This window comes from Prescottella equi, from assembly GCF_020171745.1.
Taxonomy (GTDB): domain Bacteria; phylum Actinomycetota; class Actinomycetes; order Mycobacteriales; family Mycobacteriaceae; genus Prescottella; species Prescottella equi_A.
In genome coordinates this window covers 13,898-31,962 of the sequence record NZ_JAIVAH010000026.1, presented here as the reverse complement: position 1 = coordinate 31,962, position 18,065 = coordinate 13,898, and the positions used below count along the sequence as shown (strand labels likewise).

General features: G+C 65.4%; 11 protein-coding genes. 7 read left to right on the top strand and 4 right to left on the bottom strand.

The window, feature by feature from the left end; all coding sequences use genetic code 11:
- The first annotated feature begins 4 nt into the window (after positions 1-4).
- Genes LCL87_RS21155 through LCL87_RS21145 form a run of 3 tightly spaced genes read left to right on the top strand, consistent with a single transcriptional unit; the run spans position 5 to position 6,156 of the window.
- Positions 5-3,316, top strand: coding sequence for a UvrD-helicase domain-containing protein (locus LCL87_RS21155; protein ID WP_225023413.1), 3,312 nt, complete (start codon positions 5-7; stop codon positions 3,314-3,316).
- A complete protein-coding gene (gene recD, locus LCL87_RS21150; protein WP_225023412.1) occupies positions 3,313-5,181 on the top strand; it encodes an exodeoxyribonuclease V subunit alpha in 1,869 nt (622 codons plus the stop codon). Before LCL87_RS21155 ends, recD begins: the two co-directional genes overlap by 4 nt.
- Before the next feature lie 39 nt (positions 5,182-5,220).
- Positions 5,221-6,156, top strand: a complete 936-nt coding sequence (locus LCL87_RS21145; RefSeq protein ID WP_225023411.1) for a hypothetical protein — start codon at positions 5,221-5,223, stop codon at positions 6,154-6,156.
- Between the two features lie 26 nt (positions 6,157-6,182).
- Here the strand turns inward: LCL87_RS21145 and LCL87_RS21140 are convergent, their stop codons facing one another.
- On the bottom strand, positions 6,183-6,863 hold the full coding sequence (locus LCL87_RS21140) for an SIMPL domain-containing protein (protein WP_225023410.1): 681 nt from the start codon (positions 6,861-6,863) through the stop codon (positions 6,183-6,185).
- 353 nt (positions 6,864-7,216) lie between these two features.
- Here LCL87_RS21140 and LCL87_RS21135 point away from each other — a divergent pair, with 353 nt between their 5' ends.
- Complete coding sequence (locus LCL87_RS21135) at positions 7,217-9,394, top strand: tetratricopeptide repeat protein (protein WP_225023409.1); 2,178 nt, start codon at positions 7,217-7,219, stop codon at positions 9,392-9,394.
- 189 nt (positions 9,395-9,583) lie between these two features.
- Here the strand turns inward: LCL87_RS21135 and LCL87_RS21130 are convergent, their stop codons facing one another.
- Positions 9,584-10,348: an 8-oxoguanine DNA glycosylase OGG fold protein gene (locus LCL87_RS21130; RefSeq protein ID WP_225023408.1), complete on the bottom strand. Its 765-nt coding sequence runs from the start codon at positions 10,346-10,348 to the stop codon at positions 9,584-9,586.
- Between the two features lie 140 nt (positions 10,349-10,488).
- Between LCL87_RS21130 and LCL87_RS21125 the strand changes: the two genes are divergently transcribed.
- Both LCL87_RS21125 and LCL87_RS21120 read left to right on the top strand, forming a co-directional pair.
- Complete coding sequence (locus tag LCL87_RS21125; protein WP_225023407.1) at positions 10,489-10,956, top strand: NfeD family protein; 468 nt, start codon at positions 10,489-10,491, stop codon at positions 10,954-10,956.
- Positions 10,953-11,822 carry a slipin family protein gene (locus LCL87_RS21120; protein ID WP_225023460.1) on the top strand — a complete coding sequence of 290 codons (870 nt, stop codon included), beginning with the start codon at positions 10,953-10,955 and terminating at the stop codon, positions 11,820-11,822. Before LCL87_RS21125 ends, LCL87_RS21120 begins: the two co-directional genes overlap by 4 nt.
- Positions 11,823-13,088: 1,266 nt before the next feature.
- Here LCL87_RS21120 and LCL87_RS21115 read toward each other — a convergent pair.
- Complete coding sequence (locus LCL87_RS21115; RefSeq protein WP_225023406.1) at positions 13,089-13,673, bottom strand: T3SS (YopN, CesT) and YbjN peptide-binding chaperone 1; 585 nt, start codon at positions 13,671-13,673, stop codon at positions 13,089-13,091.
- A 194-nt stretch (positions 13,674-13,867) separates the two neighbouring features.
- On the opposite strand from LCL87_RS21115, the gene LCL87_RS21110 reads away from it, so the two are divergent.
- Complete coding sequence (locus tag LCL87_RS21110; RefSeq protein ID WP_225023405.1) at positions 13,868-14,875, top strand: HNH endonuclease signature motif containing protein; 1,008 nt, start codon at positions 13,868-13,870, stop codon at positions 14,873-14,875.
- A 52-nt stretch (positions 14,876-14,927) separates the two neighbouring features.
- Here LCL87_RS21110 and LCL87_RS21105 read toward each other — a convergent pair whose 3' ends face one another.
- On the bottom strand, positions 14,928-17,750 hold the full coding sequence (locus LCL87_RS21105) for an AAA domain-containing protein (RefSeq protein WP_225023404.1): 2,823 nt from the start codon (positions 17,748-17,750) through the stop codon (positions 14,928-14,930).
- Positions 17,751-18,065: the final 315 nt, after the last annotated feature.

The window sequence follows — 18,065 nt, the reverse complement described above, 5'->3', positions numbered from 1 at the left end:
GACCATGTCGACCAGTACCGCGTTCGACTTGCGCGGCGATCTGCCGACTGGGACCACGGTCCTGGAGGCCAGTGCCGGCACTGGGAAGACCTACACCATCGTCGGTCTCGCGACTCGATACGTGGCCGAGGCCGGCGTCAGCCTATCTGAACTGCTGTTGGTCACGTTCAGCCGTGCCGCGACGAAAGAGCTTCGGGAGCGTACCCGTGCGCGCTTCGTCTCCGTGGCACAGGCACTGGCAGACCCGATATCCGCACGCTGCAGCACAGACAACCTCGTTGCGCAGCTCGCAGACACCACCGACGACGAGGTGGCGTTGCGGCGGCGACGCCTTCGGCAGGCGCTGTCGGAATTCGATGCAGGCACCATCGTCACGACCCACAGCTATTGTCAGCGGATGCTCGATGGACTCGGCATCGGGGGTGATCGTGACCCTTGTGCCGTCCTCGTGGAAGAAGCCACCGACCTGCGCGATGAGGTAGTCGCGGACCTGTATGTGCGGGACTTCGCTCGCCGTGAGAATCGCCAGCTGGACCCGTCGGCGGCGTGGAGCGCTGCCAAGGAAGGGATCTTCGACCGCTCAGCCGATCTGGTGCCTGAAGGCGTCGACGGCACGCGGGCCGGGGACGCGGTCGCGTTCGCCGCGGCAGCACGGGCGGAACTGAACCGGCGCAAGCGCGCTGCCGGCATCCGGGACTTCGACGACCTCCCCGAATTGCTGCACGACGTCCTAACAGACCCTGACCACGGGGAGGCCGCCTGTCGGCGGGTACGAGAGCTGTACCGGGTGGTGCTCGTGGACGAGTTCCAGGACACCGATCCCCGGCAATGGGGCATCTTGCGCACCGCGTTCCACGGGCACTGCACGCTAATCGTGGTCGGCGACCCCAAGCAGGCGATCTACGGGTTCCGTGGCGCCGAGGTGCGCGCTTACCTTGCGGCGGTCGAGGAAGCAGACCACTACTACGAGCTGGCGACGAATTGGCGCAGCGACGCCGGCCTGCTCGACGCACTACACCGACTGCACGGCGGTGTGGCCCTCGGAGACCCCCGCATCGTCGTTCACCCCGTGACGGCGAGTAGTGGGGGCTCCCGGATCAGCGGTACCGCTCCGGTGCGCTTACGTTACCTGTCGCGCACTGGAGCCGGAAAGCTGAACAAATCTGGATATCCGTCCGTCGGCGCACAGCGGGACCGAGTGGCTGCCGACGTCGCAGCTGACATCGTGCGACTGCTCGATGGTGAAGTCACGATTGACATCGACGGGATCCGGCGGCCTGTCGAACCGGGAGACATCGCTGTTCTGTCTCGAACCAACAAGAGCAACGAACTGGTGCAAGCCGAACTGGCCAAGCGGGGGGTACCGGCGGTCCTGACCGGTGGGACCAGTGTTTTCGCGACTGACGCTGCCCACGACTGGCTGCGAGTGCTGCAGGCGCTCGAGCAGCCACACCGCGGCGATCGTGTGCGTCTGGCTTCCCTCACCTCGCTGTTCGGTAGGACCGTAATGGACCTGGGTGTCCGCGGCGAAGAGGTGGTGACCGTCGTCGGTGGGCAGTTGCGGGAGCTTGCTGCCATACTCACCGAATCCGGGTTCGCCGCGATGTTCGAGCGACTTGCGGTGCATGGCAGGCTGGAGGAGCGGTTGCTGGGCCGTATAGGGGGTGAACGGCTCCTGACTGATCTGCGTCACCTCGCGCAGGTACTCGGCAGCGAGGCAGTGCTCGCGTCCCGCGGGTTGACCGCACTCACTGTGTGGTTGGCGGGCCGGATCAACGATCCGAAGTCCGGTGGCGACGGTCGAAGTCGGCGCCTCGATCGTGAAGCTGCATCGGTCCAGCTCTCGACGATCCACACCAGCAAAGGGCTCGAGTACCCCATTGTTTACGTGCCCTTCGGGTGGGACGCCGCCAAACCGCCCAACTCGACTCGTCTGGTGCTCCACGACGACGATGACCGGCGCATCCTCGACGTCGGCGGTGACGGCAGCCCCGGTTACCGGGACCGCAAACGCCGCGCCGATGAGGAGTCGGCTGGGGAGGACTTGCGCCTGCAGTACGTTGCGATGACCCGGGCGAAATGCCAGGTGGTGTTGTGGTGGGCGCCGTCGTACTCGACCAACAGTGCACCGCTGCACCGCTTGCTGTTCGGGCGAGAATCCGGGGGTCCCGAGCTTCCGGCCGCCGTTGGGGTCGCCGAGGATCCCGGCGTGGCGGAACGACTCGTTCGCTGGTTCGGCGACACTGCCGCGATCTCCGTCGAAGCGGTCGGGGACGATTCGATACCGCAGCTGTCTTGGACGGCGCCGCCGGACGCGTCCGGCTCGCTCGGGGTGGCGGTGTTCGGCCGGGACCTGGACAGCGAATGGCGGCGCACGTCGTACACGGCCCTCACCGCGTCCGCACACGGGCATCCGGGCGTCACCAGCGAGGCCGAGGAACCCGAGATCGAGGACGAGCCGGAGGAGCCCGCGCTGATCGCCGCCGCGCCCGTCGAGGGCATCCCATCGACGATGAATGCCATGCCCTACGGCGCCGTGTTCGGCACCCTGGTGCACGAGATCCTCGAACACGTCGACACTGCCGCCGACGACCTCGAGACCGAACTGGTGCGGCACTGCCGCGAGGCCGTCGCGGCGCGGATGTCGCAGGTCGATCCGGTGGCGCTGGCCGACGCGTTGCTGCCGGTGCTGCGGACCCCGCTCGCCGGTGGTGGCACCCTCGCCGACATCACCCCGCGAGACCGGCTGCCCGAGTTGGACTTCGAGCTCCCACTTGCCGGCGGCGACAGCCCGGCCGCGCTCACCGTGACGTTGCACCGGATCGTGGACCTGCTGCGCAAACACCTGCCGGCCGACGACGTCCTCGCTCCCTACGCGGATCGGCTCGCCACGCTGGATCCGACGCCGCTGCGCGGCTACCTCACCGGCAGCATCGACGCGGTGCTGCGCCGGTCGGGTGCGGACGGTCCGCGGTTCGTCGTCGTGGACTACAAGACCAACCGGATCGCGCCCGGCGAGGTGACGACCGCCGACTTCACCCGCGACGCGATGGCCGGGGAGATGATGCGCTCGCACTACCCGCTTCAGTCGCTGCTGTATGCCGTTGCGCTGCATCGGTATCTGCGCTGGCGGCTGCCCGGCTACGACCCTGCCACGCATCTGGGCGGGGTGCAGTACCTGTTCGTACGCGGCATGGTCGGTCCGGACACCCCGGACGGGGCAGGCGTGTTCGACTGGGATCCGCCTGCCGCGCTGGTGGTGGAGTTGTCGGATCTGCTGGCAGCGGCGACCAGTGAGGACGGGGCTGACGCATGAAGCAGGAGAGGTTGATTGCCAAGCGCGGCAAGGGCATTCTTCGGGAGTTCAATGAGGCCGGAGTGCTCGAGGCCGCTGACGTGCATGTCGCGCTGCGGCTCGCGGCGCTCGGCGGCGAGACCAGCGAACCAGTGCACTTGGCGACCGCGCTCGCGGTGCGCGCCGTGCGCTCCGGCTCGGTCTGCCTGGACCTGGACCGGATCCGTGAGGTGACTGTCGAGGTCAAGCCGGACGGCACCCAGATCGACCCGGCGACGCTGCCGTGGCCGGACGACGCCGTGGTCGCCGAGGGGCTGCGGTCCAGTCCGCTAGTCGTCGGCAGTGACCGCGGACCGTTGCGTCCGCTGAGGCTCGTCGAGCACCGGGACGGTGATCTGCTGTACCTGGACCGGTACTACCGGCAGGAACAGGCCGTGCGGCGGATCCTCGACGAGCGCGCACTCGGCTACCCAGACGTCGACGAAGAGCTGCTGCAGGCCGGGCTGGACGAGTTGTTCCGCGACGACCAAGATTCGTCACGGCCGTCGGACGCCCCGGACCGACAGCGGATCGCGGCCGCCGTCGCGGCCACAAACTGGACGTCAGTGATCGCCGGCGGACCGGGCACCGGCAAGACCCACACGGTCGCGCGGGTGCTCGCGCTGCTCGACCGGCAGCAGCCTGGGCTGCGGATCGGGTTGGCTGCGCCGACGGGGAAGGCCGCGGCGCGGCTGGAGGAGTCAGTGACGCAACAGGTCGACGCCGTTGGACTGGAGTCGGAACTGTCTGCGATGACACTGCACCGCATGCTCGGATGGCGGCCAGGGACTAGCCGGTTCCGTTACAACGAGACCAACCACCTACCCTACGACGTGATCGTGGTTGACGAGACTTCGATGGTTTCGTTGACGATGATGTGCAGATTGCTCGAAGCGGTGGGGCCGCAGGCACGACTGGTGCTCGTCGGCGACCCCGACCAGTTGGCGTCGGTTGATGCCGGTGCGGTGCTCGCCGACCTCGTGGCCCGTCCTGTCACCGGCTCCGCGAACCCGGTGCTTGCGCGCGTCGTAGGTAGGGACCTGGAGGCCACTGGCGGCTCTCGCGAGGCGGCACTCGGATCAGCCGAGCGGGATCGCCTGCGGAAGGGCGTGATTCGGCTCAGTAGGGGGCGGCGTTTCAGCAAAGTCATCGCAAACCTGGCAGATGCCGTGCGGGACGGCGAAGCGGAGCGGGCGCTCGAGATCCTCCGCGACGGTGGCGATCAGGTCTCGTTCGTCGAGTCGGGGGACCGTGACTCCTTGCGTGCGGACGTGATCGCGACGTCGGAGGAGGTGACTGCGGCCGCGCTCGCCGGGGATGCGGCCGGAGCACTCAAGGCATCAGAGAAGCACCGGTTGCTGTGTGCCAACCGCGACGGCCCGTTCGGGGCGTCGTGGTGGGCGCGTGACGCGATGACGTGGATCAGGGAGGCCACCGGACGCCGGCTTGACCCCGACCGCTGGTACGTCGGGCAGCCACTGCTGGTGACCGCGAACGCTCATGACATCGGGATCTACAACGGTGACACCGGCGTTGTCGTCGCTGACGATGCCGGTGGATTGAGAGCCGCGTTCGCTCGAGGCAAGGACCCTTACCTGCTGCACCTGAGCAACCTCGCATCGGTGCAGACCGTGTACGCCATGACGATCCACCGCAGCCAGGGAAGCCAATACGATCGGGTATCGGTAATCCTGCCGGAGGCAGGGTCGAATCTTCTCACCAGGGAACTGCTCTACACGGCCATCACCCGAGCCAAGAACCACGTGCGGATCGTCGGCTCAGAAGCCGCAGTCCGAGTGGGGATCAAGGGGCAGGTCCAGCGGGCGAGTGGCTTGCGGCGGAGTTGAAGACGGAATTGATCGTTGGAGCTTGAGTATGGGGGACGGATGACCACGACGGACCGGCAGCGGACGTTTGTGTTGTTGTGGGACGGCAGCGGCGACACGTATCCAGATGAGGAACGCGTGGAACACGAGGCACTCACCGCGAAAGGCCTGACTGCGCCCGTGACGTGGAGCTTCGGCCAGGGTTTCGGCAACCCGCGAGCCGGTGATCGTGTGTACCTGCACCGCACTGGCAAGAAGAATGGAATCGTCGCCAGCGGATGGCTCGTGTCCGACGAGGTTTTCTGGGGCCCACATTGGTCTGACGCCGATGCCGAAGCGCCCTACGTGTTTGCTGAATGGGACGTCCTCGTCGACACCGACCACCGGCTGCCGTATGAGTCGATGAAGTCGCTGATGCCGGAGTTCAAGTTCCCAATCCTCCACTCAGGCCGCGAGGTTCCGGCGCCGTCCGACAAGGCGCTGGCGGATGCGTGGGACGCACACATCGTCGATCTGTCCAGTCGGATGAGGAATCCCTGGCTTGGTGGACGCCCAGCGGCCGGGCCCCAGCGAGCCTCGGGCGCCTGCAAGCTCGAAGAACATACAACGCGCGTATACGGGGTGCCGGCTTTCGCGTCAACGGAGGCTGTAAAGGAAGAGGCGGCCTTGGTGTCCACGTACGTGAAATCTCTTCGCGATATAGGACATACGGTCACCGGCTATCGAATTCAGCACGCAGGGCCGGTTCGTCCCCTCAGAGTTGACGTGTACGACCAGACCGACCATGTTCTCTATGAGGCGAAGGCGTCCAGCAGCCGCGAGGCCGTTCGTATGGCGCTCGGACAGTTGCTGGACTATCGCCGGGCATTCGATATCCCGCCGGAATTGCGGGTGCTGCTGCCCGAACGCCCATCGGAGGATCTCGTGGACCTTCTGGCGGAGCACAAAGTGCGCTGCGTCTACCCGACTGGCGATGGTTCCTTCCAGTCGGAGTAGGCACGTAGCGGCCACATGCTATCTGTTCACGACGCCTCGAACCGCGCCTCGACATCGGCGGTGATACGGAGCTTCTCCGGGTTGAGTTCGATCGCGGATCGCTCGTTGTCCTGGACGGGCGCCGCCGCCAACGCCCGCATGACGGGCGGCCCAAAGTCGGGTCGCTGTCCCGCGTTGAGCATGCCCGGGTCGGCCAGGGCGACAGCCTCGATGCGTTTGCAGCCCAGGCTTCGGGTGTAACCCTTGGCCTTGGCGAGGGCGTCGCGGACCGCGAGATCCCGCACGCGCGAAAGCGCTTTCGCGTGGGCCGTGCGGGTGAGCCTCCACTCCAGGTGTGTGACGTTGACACCCTCGATCGCCGCCGCCCGGTCGACGAAGGTGGCGACGGCGTCGAGGTGGCGGAACGTCACGGAGGCGGTGGCTGTCGACCGGTAGTTCCACGGCAGTTTCTTGCCCTGCGGGTGGTACGGGCGGTAGCGGGAGTGCTGGACCTGATCGAACGACCACCGGCGGAGCGGGCCGGCGGGATCTTTGTCCAGCGCACGGATCAGCTCGGTGAGCGCAGCCGCCGCCGCGGTCGAGGCGTCGGACGCCTCGGCACGGGTGAGTCCGTCGAATTCGATGTTCAGATGGACCACACCGCGATTGGGCGTGACCGAGCGTTCGGCGTGGCCTGTGACGGTGATCGTGACGGGATTGGTCGGCATGAGGCCAGTGTCCCCGAGAACGGTGGTGACCCGGTGCGGAATGGGATGGCTCAGAGCGACGGAGCAGCGATACGCGCTGCGTTTCATGATCAGATTGGCAACACGGCGGCGAGGTTCACGGCAACGGATCGCTGTTCTGCTGCAATAGCGGAGTCTTCGCGCGAGTGTGGGGTTTGTTCAGCAGGGAGAAACGTATGACTTCAGGTGAAGGTCGTTCTGGTTCTGATCAACCTGCGACAGATCTCGGCGCCGAATACGTAGCGTTCTGGGACGCGTCGGTGGGATCCGTGCACGCACTCGTTCTGCTCGCTGACGAGGGGTGCTACCTGCGAAGGCGCGGCCGTTGGATTTCGATGGACCCAGACGAGTTCGACCACTGGCTGCAGTCGGCGAGCCCTGTGTCTGTGGCTGACTCCATTGTGGAGGCGTTCGATAGCGTGAGCTCGTTGGCATTGTCGGCTGAGGCTATGAAACGGCACGTGCTCCTGCAGGAGGGCCCCAGGTGGTCGGTTGCGCGTGATGGATTCGATTCGGTGGGAACGGCAGGCTTGGCCGACGTGTCGGATTCCCAGGCCGGACTGGGATTCCCGGCCATGCCCTCAACCGGCGACGAGTGCGGGCAGATCGGTATCGACGCCGAGCATGCGGCGTCCGACGAAGGCACCTCGTATGGGTTCGTCGATGCTGACGGCGAGGTGTTGAGGACGTGGATACCGTTCGCCGAGAACACAATTTCTTCATCCCTGGTGATCTCGGAGGGTCTTGCCCTCTACCTCGATCGGCAGCGCGCATTGGCCGTCGAAGGACTGGATGTCCTCGGCGAGCTACGGTCAGTCTGCTCGCACGTTGCGCTCGACCATCTGGCCGCGGCCGCGCGCTACCTGCACACCGAAATAGTCCGCTGCACGGATTCATCGGTGATCTCCGGGAACACCCCGACGGACATGCGCGGTGCGGACGAGGTCGATCCCGTGAGTGACGAATGCCGCGACCTCGAAGACCTCGAGCTATACGTGGTCGCGACCGACCCCGAGCGAAGCATCCTCGCGCGGCGGATCTGGGAGCGTCTGCGGTACGACGCGGTGTTGACGGTCTTGGCACACGAGGCGGAGTCGACACCGGACGACATCGCAGTACTCGAATCGGCGCTGGACGGGTTTCTGGGCGCTGGGCTGGAAGGCGAAGCGATCAGATCCGCGGAGGAGTTACTCGCTTCTGCAACTGTTCTCGTACCTTCGCCCACTCTCGGAGTACTGGACGATTTCGACGGGGCAGTGCAAGCGATCGACCGTGCCCGCACTGTGTTCGAGGATCTGTCTCGCCCGGACCTCGCTGCAGACGCCATACTTGCGCTCGGTGAAGCATGTTTGGCGGCCGGCTGGCATGAGCGTGCCGAGGAGGCTCTGTGCGAGGCATCCAGCCAGTACACGGAGTGGTTGGGGGTCGAGCAGGTGGCGGCGTGCGCGCAGCGACTCGGAGAGCTGTATCAACAGTCAGGGCGATACGAGGCGGCTGAGCAAGAAGTCCTGCGGGCGCGGGGGCAGTTCGCAGGCATTGCAGATCTGATCTCAGTGGCAGATTGCGATCATGCGCTCACCGCGATACATGAGTCGCTCGATCGCTACTCTGATGCCGAGGATTCGGCCTTGCGCGCGAGGGCGATCTACGCGGAGAACGGGTGTACTGAGAGAGTTGCTGACGCGGATCACAACCTCGGAGTCGCCTATCGGGCAATGGAACGGATCGACGAAGCGGAAGACGCCTTCCGGCGAGCGCTCGCCGGATACGAGGAAGCAGGCTGCGAAGAACGAGTGGCCGGGCAACATCTCGACCTGGGTGCGTTGTACTTCGTTCAAGGTCGACTGGACGAGGCGGAGTGTGAGTTCCTGCTTGCACGTGAGCGATTCGTCGGAGACGAGCTGTCGCTCTTCCCCGGGTACAACCTTGACGTAGCCAAGTGTGACCGCAACTTGGGGATTGTCTATATGGAGATGTTCCGAAACGAGGATGCGGCCGAGTCGTTCACCGGTGCGCGCGAGGTGTTTCAGCACTGGGGCACGAAAGGCGGTGTCGCAGACTGTGACCTCAAGCTCGGCATCGTCCTTGGTGCGATGGGTATGTCGGAGGCGGCCGAGAGTCATATTCTTGCTGCCCATGATGGCTATCGAGATCTGGGCGAGGCGGAACTGGTCGCGACGTGCCTGGTCAATCTCGGAGTAGCGCGGGGCAAGGTCGATGACTACAGGGGCGCGGAGCAGGCGTACCTCGAAGCGCGTAGAGACTTTTCGATGCTCGGGATGCCGGAGAATGTCGCTGAGATGGATCTGAAGCTCGGAGTCGTGTATGCGGGGGCAGGCTTCCTTGATGAGGCGCGTGGCGCGTTCCTCCGATCTCGCGGAGTGTTCGAAGCGCTTGGCATGAGAGAGCGTGCTGCGGATTGCACGCACAACCTCGGCTTGGTCTGGAGGCCATCCGAGATGGAGGCATTCGCCTTCTCGGATGTAGAACCCTCACCACTCTTTCCGGAGTAGCGCCGACGCCTGACACAGTCGCCCCGACAGTGCTTTGATGGGTGCCGGTTTCGGTCTCGGCGCAACGCCTGGCTGGGGTGAGGTCTCCAGCTTGTAGAAGCGTCACGCCACCCGACGAATAATCCTGTGTAGCTGTGTGAGGCGAGATGCAGAGTGCTGTCCACTCCGCACGGCTCTGCAGGAATTGCGTCAGAACAGCGTCGGCTCCGCCCGGGCGCCGCTGCGGGCCTCCTGCACGCGGGCATTCCAGCGCTGGACCAACCACATCTCGATCAGCTCCGGGTCGGTGCCCACCTGCATCGCCCAGGCGCTGAGCAGTTGCAGGTAGCGGTCGTAGCGGCGGAGGGTGAACCCACTGACCGACGGCTCCTCGAGCCAGCCCTCGTGGATGAGCGTCGAGACCCCGTGCTGGTCGATCAGTTGGGCGCGGACGCCGTCGCGCCGCACGCCGACCGCCCACATGAACAGCGCCATCAGTGGCACCCCGACACCGGGCATGTCCGGCCAGCCCGACCACGCGTCGCCCGACGGCTCGGGGATCCGCTTGTCCTTGGCACACCGGTCCAGCACGTTCTTGATCTTGGCAAGCGGTTCCCGCTCGGCGTACGGGTTGAAGACGTCGGGCAGGCGGCGGGTTGCCCGACGGCTGCGATGCGCGCTGCGCCAGGCCGCGCACAGGAACAGCAGACCGAGCGCATCGTGCTCGGAGTCGATCAGTTCGCTGCCGAGTTGTAGGTCGTTGCGCTGGACGACGGCGACACCGCGGTCGACCACCCGACCGTCGAGATCCCGTCCGTGCAGGACGATCCCGTGCTCGTGCTCGCGCAGGTGGTGGTTCCACCAGTCGAGGTCGACCGGTGCGCTGTCGTCGAGCACGTGCAGCGGATAGGCGCGGGCACGGCACCACTGCGCGCAGGCCTCCGGTGGCGTGAACCCGTCGTCGAGCAGATGCATGTGGCGATGATTGCACCAGGTACCGACAGCGGCGGCGCGCGACACGGTGGCACCCCGGACGATGCGGGCATACCTTTGACGGTGAGGGCTCGATCGCGAGTGGCTACGCGAGGCGACCGGGCCCTCGCAGGTGACCGCTGATGGCTGCATTGGGTGTGTTGGCGCTGGTAGTGGGCGTGCTGCTGATCGTGATCGAGGCGCACGTCCCGACCTACGGTGTGCTAGGCGTTGCCGGAACCCTGCTTGCCGGAACCGGGGCGTGGCTGCTGTTCACGTCCGGCGGACTCGGACTCGAGATTGCGCTGCCGGTGACGCTCGGTGTGGGTGTGGTCGGACTCGGCGCGGTCGCCGTCACCGGTCGGAAGGTGCTGAGCGCGCGGCGAGAACCCGTGCGGACCGGCGCGCAGTCACTCGTCGGATCCGAGGCGCTGGTCCGGAGCTGGGACGGCCACCAGGGGCAGGTGGAGCTGGGCGGCGAATTGTGGCGCGCGCGAATGGAGTTCGGTTATACCGAGACGCCGGGCGCGGGGGAGTCCGTCGTCGTCGAGGGGGTGCGTGGGCTCACGCTGAGCGTGCGTCGTCGTGAACCGTGGGAGTTGCCATGTTGACCACCATCATTCTGGCCGTCATCGTCGTCGCACTGCTCGCGGTGATCGTCGCGTCGGCCGCGGTTCGGGTGCTGCGCGAGTACGAGCGCGGTGTGCTGTTCCGGCTCGGCCGGCTCGTTGACCTGCGCGGACCGGGGCTGGTGCTGCTGATCCCGGCGGTGGACCGGATGGTGCGGGTGAGCCTGCGGACGGTGACGCTGAACGTGCCGATGCAGGAGGTGATCACGCGGGACAACGTGCCGGTGAAGGTCACCGCCGTCGCGTACTTCCGGGTGGTGGACGCGGACCGAGCGATCGTCGGGGTGGAGGACTACTTCGCGGCGACGTCGCAGATCGCACAGACGACGCTGCGGTCGATTCTCGGCAAGGCGGAATTGGATGCCCTGCTGGCCGAGCGCGAACGCCTCAACGAGGACCTGCAGAAGGTGATCGACCAGCAGACCGAGCCGTGGGGCGTGAAGGTCACCACCGTGGAGATCAAGGACGTCGAGATTCCGCGGGACATGCAGCGGGCCATTGCGCGGCAGGCGGAGGCCGAGCGCGAGCGGCGCGCCAAGATCATCAATGCGGAGGCAGAATTCCAGGCGTCCGCGAAGCTCGCCGAGGCCGCGGACATCATCAGCCGCAACCCGACCACTCTGCAGCTGCGTTACCTGCAGACGCTGGGGGAGTTGGGTGGGGAGAGCACGTCGACGGTGGTGTTCCCGGTGCCGATCGATCTGGTGCGGCCGTTCCTGGCCGGGGATTCGGTGCTGGCTCCGTCGACGAGCAGCGAGCGGCCCGCGTTGCGGGGGCGGAGTGACATGGAGTCGCTCATCGCCGGCTGGACGTCGGTGCGGGCCGACGCCCAGCCGGTCGAGAAGTAGCGAGCGTCAGTTCGACGGCTTCCCGACGGGGATGGTCTCCCCGAGGTCGCCGGCGTCGTGTCCATCGCCGCACGCGCAATCGTCGCCGCAGCCGCCAAAGGGGATGCCCGCCGCTACCACGGCACCTTGCTGAATTCTGTCGGGTCGTACAAGAGATTGTGCTTGGTAACTCCGCTTGTGCATGCCCATACGCTCTCGGCCCCATCATCAGTCTTGGCTCGCCGCAACACCATCGACCGCTGACACTGTGGACATGTTCCTGCCGGAGTCGATCTGTAGATCTCGCCATCAGGAGCTTTCTCAAAGACGAACCCGAAGAGGTGAAACGCGCCCGACCGATCGACACCCCACCTGATTAGCATCACGAAGCCTCCACAAACCGCTGGTATCAGCATGGCAAGGGTGAGCCAGATTCCCCAAGACGCATGGTTGAAGTTCAGATTTAGAACCGACCCAAGAAGCCCTACTGTTGTCGCGACTGTCGCGAGCCAGTTGTCGGGTAGCCAGGACTTCGTCGTGGCGCGTCGTGACATCTCCATGGCGCGGTAGCCGAAACTGTCCGGAGCGTAAAAGTCGCCGCCGACGATGGTGCCCGAGACGTCGATGTCGCCTCCTGCCTGCAAGCCGGGGCCACTAATCACCGTCTGAGATTGGGGCGCATACGAAGATCCAGTTGAGCCGCGACACACCGGGCAAAACGGGAATTGGGGCGAAGCCTGCGGCTTGCAGTTGCATGGTTCGATCATCTCTGGCTCCTCAATGTCACGGTTTCAGAGAAGCGTGTCATTCACTACCGACAAGTCGGTTTAACAGTTCATCTTCGATTCGAACGACTGGCGATAGCGCGCCCCAGATTGGCGGTGAGTCGTCGCTAAACGAGGGGAAGCGAAGCGTGATTTGCGCCTTGAGCGCTCGCCGAGGCCTGGGGCCAGAGATTGGACGGCCCTACCGGCGCAGAGGGCGTCACGCCCAATCCGTCGATGATCTTCGACAGAGATGAGCTTCGAGGTCGATGATGGAGAATGCGCGGGCGCCCCGGTTGGCCGCTCCGCGGAGTTGGTTGAAGCTCCCCGGGTAGGGCGGTGCGTGCGTTGACTGACTGACCGATGACGAACTACTCCCTCGGATCTTTGGATCAAGGAAGTGACCTGAACGGATCCGAATGGGCGTCGGTGACGTCAACAACGCCGTGCCTCGGGCAGTCAGCGACCGCTTGCCGGCTGGACGTTGATGCAGGCCGACGCCCAGCCGGCCGAGACGTAACGATCAGTTCGACGGCTTCCCGACGGGGATGGTCTCCCCGAGATCGCCTGCGTCGTGTCCGTCACCGCAGGTGCAGTCGTCGCCGCAGCCGCCGCAGCCACCAGCGTAGGAGTCGTCGTCGGCGTCGCAGTCGAGGACGCCACCGAGCTTGGCGGCGAAGTCGTCGTCGAGGTCGTGGGTGAGCTCGTGGATCTCGTCGACCAGGTTGATCAGGTGCTGCGGCGCGAACGGGTCGGCGTCGACCAGCGTCGAGACCAGCAGGTGACCGTCCTCGATCGTGAAGCGCAGGCGCGGCCACTCGGCGGACAGCTCCGGCAGGTTCTGCACGGCGGCGGCGCCGTCACCGAGCTCCGAGAGAATCGACGCCCACACGTGCAGCTGCGGACCGTCCTCGGCGACCGTGACGTAGAGCCCGAAGCCGTGGACCGGGATCGCGATGTCGCCGTCCTCGTCGACCTCCGGCGCGCTGCCGAGGAGTTCAGTCAGCGTGCGGAGGGACAGGGCCTGCAGCTGCTCGCGGCTGTCCGTCGCAATCGCGAAGGCGCCATCGAGCTGCAGCGGCTGGTCGGTGGTGTCGTGGTCGGTCATCATTCCCCTATCCGGCGCCGGCCGGATTCACGGTTCGGGCGCTGCAAAGTCGGTGTTCGGTGGGTGTTAACGGTATCGCGCGACCACAGTTGGGCATGCATCGGCGGTGACCGCGACGAAGGCGTGATGCTGTACACATTTCGCGGACTGATCGGTATGGTCGGGCGGATGTCGGATCGATCGAGGGGATAACCGTGGCTCGGACGGGCAGCTACACGCTCGCGGACTATCTCGATCCGACAGAGGGCCAGCTACGCGATGAATGGCGGTCGGTAGTCAGTCGGAGCGTCATTCCGAAAGGTGCGGGGAGACAAGTCAACTTCGTTCCCAGTGAGGTGGTGCTCGCGCTGTGCGCGTCCTTGCTGGTCGACCACTCGCGATTTGGGAGTGGCAGCGCGCACCGCGCAGGGTTTCCGGTCCAACACCTTGCCGCGCTGTACAAGCGGCGTCCAACGAGCATCCTCGCGAAGATGGCGAACCTCGATGGAACTCGGACGAACGGTGGACGGCTCGAACTCGAAGTTTCGGCTCGAATGTCTTCCGATAGTGAGCTTCTCAGGGATGTCTATCTGAGAATCTTGCGAGGTGCACGGTCCGAAGGGATCGGAACCGATCTGCTCCCAGACTTCCTCCAGCTCGAAGAGGGAGATGACCTCGTGTTCCTCGGTCAGGAAGAACTGGTAGAGAGCGAGGTCGAGCGTGCGCTCCAATCGCAGCTTGAGAAGTGGGCGCGGGAGAACACGGATGTTCCGTCTGAAGTCACGCAGAAGCTCCTGATATCCACTGCGCGCATCGGCCAGCATCGATTCGCGGGTCAGGTCCTGGCGAACCACGGGCACCGGTGCGTCTTCTGCGGTTTGAGTGGATATATCGGCGGACGGAAGCGACCGCGCTTGCTGACGGCGAGCCACATAAAGCCTTGGAGGAGCAGTTCGAATCGTGAACGGCTGGACTTCCGGAACGGGTTGAGTGCTTGCCCAACGCATGACGTGGCGTTCGACACCGGGCTGATCACCGTCGGCGCAGATCTAACGATCAGTCGCACCGCGGGTATTGACCGGGAAATGGCGATCGAGCCCCCACTGCGCTTTGCACTGGGCAGCCCGCCGTTGGCCCCGAAACTCCTGCTTCCGGACACCGCAGAAAGACCCGACATTGCCTACTTGGAGTGGCATCGGTCCGAGGTGTTCGTCGACATTTGATGGGCGCGCGATGGGGATCGGTTGGGGCGGGAACGGGGCAGCCCGGAACGGGTTAATGCCGACTCGCGCGTGGGCCACCACACTTCTTGCAGATCGACCAGACACCGGCGCGGGGGCCGCCGGTGACTTCTTCGCGGACGAGCAGACGCCCGCAGGGACACGTCTCTGCATATTCGCTGCTACCCGGCACATACGAGGTTTTCCGGCGGAGCAGTGCGCGCCGAGTCGCCGGGGCAAGCTGGCGGTTCACGGTCCTCAGAATTTGTCCGGGATCAGCCGAGAGCAGCGCGTTGGATGCGGTCCACAGGGTGTCGCCGACGACGGCCGTGGATTCCCGGACCGGGCTGCACGGCCGCAGGAACACGGACGAATATCGAAGCGGAGCCAAGACCTCCGGTAGATCGCCGTTGGCCCGGGGGCGGTACCAGATGGACACCGCGACATCGCCGGCTACATCGGCCACCGCCTCGATGATGGGGCGTGCAGCCTTGGGATCGAGATCGGCGGACCAGATGTCGATCGAGTCTCGTGCGGACCCGATGTCGGAGATCAGCCGCTCCAGATCTGGCTCGTGCGTCGTCGGCGAGTATGACAGGGAGACAGCGTCTTTCCATCTCACGAAGTCGGCTTCGACGAGTGCCCGCCTGGTGAAGTCGTGGACGGCATCGGTACCCGTCCTGCTGCGATGAATGTGGCCGAGATCGGCAACGAGGATCAGCTGGTCGCGCGCCCGGCTGGCTGCCACGTTGATCAGCCGTGCTCCGTCGCTGCCGGAGTACCCCTGCGCGAACCACCGGTGAAGCTTCATCCCGCCACCGGCGGTGTCCACGGCGTCGAACAGAACGACGTCGGCTTCGCCGCCCTGGAACCGGTGCACGGTCGACGCGGCGCGGCTGTTGTCGGCCGGATCCATCAGCGCAGCAAGGAGTGCGGCCTGACTGGCAAACGGGCTGACGAGTGCCACGGAACCGTCCATACCTACGGTCGTCAGGAGTGCCGCCGCAAGTTGCGCATGCATCGGGTTGTATCGCGAATGGAGCCCGTGCTTGCGCGCGGCCCTGGTCGCGAGCGCGGAACTGTCGAGAATGATGATTGGCGCATCACTCAATGTGAAGGTCGAACGGCGGCGCGGATGCACCGAATCGGCGGTGGCGAGCCGGTGCTCCGGGTAGAAGCCGTCGCTGACGGCCTCGGCGATCTGTAGCTGCATTCGATATTGGACGTCGAGGACCGCCAAGTTCGGCACGGGTAGCCCCTTGCGTACGGCCGCGTCGATCCCGGCGCTTTCGAACGGGCTGCGGCGCAGCCACAGCTTGGCGTGCGGATCCTCGGCCACCGAGACAGGCGGGAGCTGCCGGAAGTCGCCGGCGATGATCGTGTGACCGCGTCCGAGCCCGGCAACGAGCATCGCCATGACGGCCGACACCATGCTGCCTTCATCGATGATGACAACGTCGAAGGCGGCGCCGGCAAGGGTGTCCAGAACCGATTGGTGTGTGGTGGCCGCAACGAGACGCGCATCCCGGCACACCTGACGACGGACGTCCGACAGGATCGATCCCAGCTCCTTCGACATCTCCCGATTGCGTGTGATCTGAGCTTCGAGGCTGCGCACACGGTTGTCGTCGACGGACTCGGTGCTGTCCGGAGAGTTGGTGATCCGACGCAGTGTGGACCGGAGCTCGCGGGTTTCGCCTTCGAGCTCGAGACGGCGCGCTGCCACGGCCTCCCCGCGCATGGCGGTGACTTCGTCAGTCAGTACCGGGACCGGACATCCGATCAGGGCGTCGATGGTCGGTTCGCCGACCCGGACCACGGTGCCGACTGCGAAGTCATCTGCTCTGCTGAGGAATCCAGCCAGGGCCACGTCCACCGCCGCGTTTGTCGGGGCGGTGAGAAGCACGCGCTTCCCCCGGGCGAGTAGCTCGCGGATCAGGACCGACAGTGTGGTCGTCTTGCCGGTTCCAGGTGGTCCCCACAGCCAGGTCAGCCCCTCTCGGAGACCGTGGTGCACGGCATTGCTCTGCGCGGTGTTGAGCTCGGTGATCTTAGGTGTGCCGGCAGAATCCAGGCCGACGCCACGGCCAGGTAGCACGACATCGAGCGCGGCGCGGCTGTCAAAACGGCCTACGTCTTGGAGCAGTTCGTTGAGGCGCCTCCGTTGGCGGGCGAGTAGCCAGGACAGGTGGCACCGCAGCGTCGCGTTTGTGATGTCCGGGCAGCTACTCGACACTGACAGACTGATCGACGTGCCGTACACGGCGACGACCTCGACTTCGTACTCCTCGACGTCCTTGAACTTCGTGATCAATGTGGCGGTCTGCCCCTCGCTCGTCGGGGCATCACCTTGCATCTCGAAGTGCAATACCTTGCGGGCATCGGTAACGGTGACCGAGGTCCCGGAGGTCAACGCGACGTCGTGGGTCGACTTCGTTCGGGTCACCTCGTTGTGCTCGGCCGCGAGCGCACGGGCCGCCTCGGCCGCTACCTGCTCCCACTCCGGATCCGCTGGAACGGACCAACCGTCGGAGGGAGCGTTCGTATCCAGGTTCGCGGCTGCACGAAGTCGAGCAATCTCTCGAATGTCGCTGCGGGTCAGTGCGGACGACTGCATCGGCGGTGCGGCGGCGCGAGACCCGGTGATCGTCGATTCGTCTGCCGATGACGGTGCGACCCAGCCGATCGGCAGCCACCGAGACTGTGCTTCGTCGAGGGTGGCAAGCGAATGCTCATGGCATGCCAGGAACACATGACTGTCGTCGATCCGGCGCAAACCCACCTGTTCCAGCCGCAGGAGAAGGTCGGACCTGTTGACTGGGCCGTCCGCGAAGGCCGCCTTGAGAGCAGGCACGAGCCGGGACGGGTAGCTGTTCATGCGGTCGACCTACCTGTGATTCGTTGTGCTGGAGAGTCTCAGCAGATGTATAGCTGACCGCTGTGACATCACCGACCTCAGGCGCGGTCAACCCGGGTACCACGACGTTCACCGTGCGTGTCTTTCCACGTCATCCGGCGATTGGACGAGCCATGAGAGGCATGCCGGTCGTGGTTGCGGCCCGCTCTGAGCGGCCCTCGGAAAGTGGGTAGATCGAAACCGGGTTGCCCGGACTTCAAGTGGCAACCTGGCGGAGTGCATTCCGGCGTGCCGCCGTTCGACAGGTTCGGATCAGACATGATGTCGTCGTGATGA

What these genes read in the sequence shown, in the direction of transcription:
- LCL87_RS21145 (WP_225023411.1), top strand. Translation starts at nt 5,221, where the DNA reads ATGACCACGACGGACCGGCAGCGGACGTTTGTGTTGTTGTGGGACGGC.
- LCL87_RS21105 (WP_225023404.1), bottom strand. Translation starts at nt 17,750, where the DNA reads ATGAACAGCTACCCGTCCCGGCTCGTGCCTGCTCTCAAGGCGGCCTTC.
- LCL87_RS21115 (WP_225023406.1), bottom strand. Translation starts at nt 13,673, where the DNA reads ATGACCGACCACGACACCACCGACCAGCCGCTGCAGCTCGATGGCGCC.
- LCL87_RS21155 (WP_225023413.1), top strand. Translation starts at nt 5, where the DNA reads ATGTCGACCAGTACCGCGTTCGACTTGCGCGGCGATCTGCCGACTGGG.
- LCL87_RS21130 (WP_225023408.1), bottom strand. Translation starts at nt 10,348, where the DNA reads ATGCATCTGCTCGACGACGGGTTCACGCCACCGGAGGCCTGCGCGCAG.
- recD (WP_225023412.1), top strand. Translation starts at nt 3,313, where the DNA reads ATGAAGCAGGAGAGGTTGATTGCCAAGCGCGGCAAGGGCATTCTTCGG.
- LCL87_RS21125 (WP_225023407.1), top strand. Translation starts at nt 10,489, where the DNA reads ATGGCTGCATTGGGTGTGTTGGCGCTGGTAGTGGGCGTGCTGCTGATC.
- LCL87_RS21140 (WP_225023410.1), bottom strand. Translation starts at nt 6,863, where the DNA reads ATGCCGACCAATCCCGTCACGATCACCGTCACAGGCCACGCCGAACGC.
- LCL87_RS21135 (WP_225023409.1), top strand. Translation starts at nt 7,217, where the DNA reads ATGGACCCAGACGAGTTCGACCACTGGCTGCAGTCGGCGAGCCCTGTG.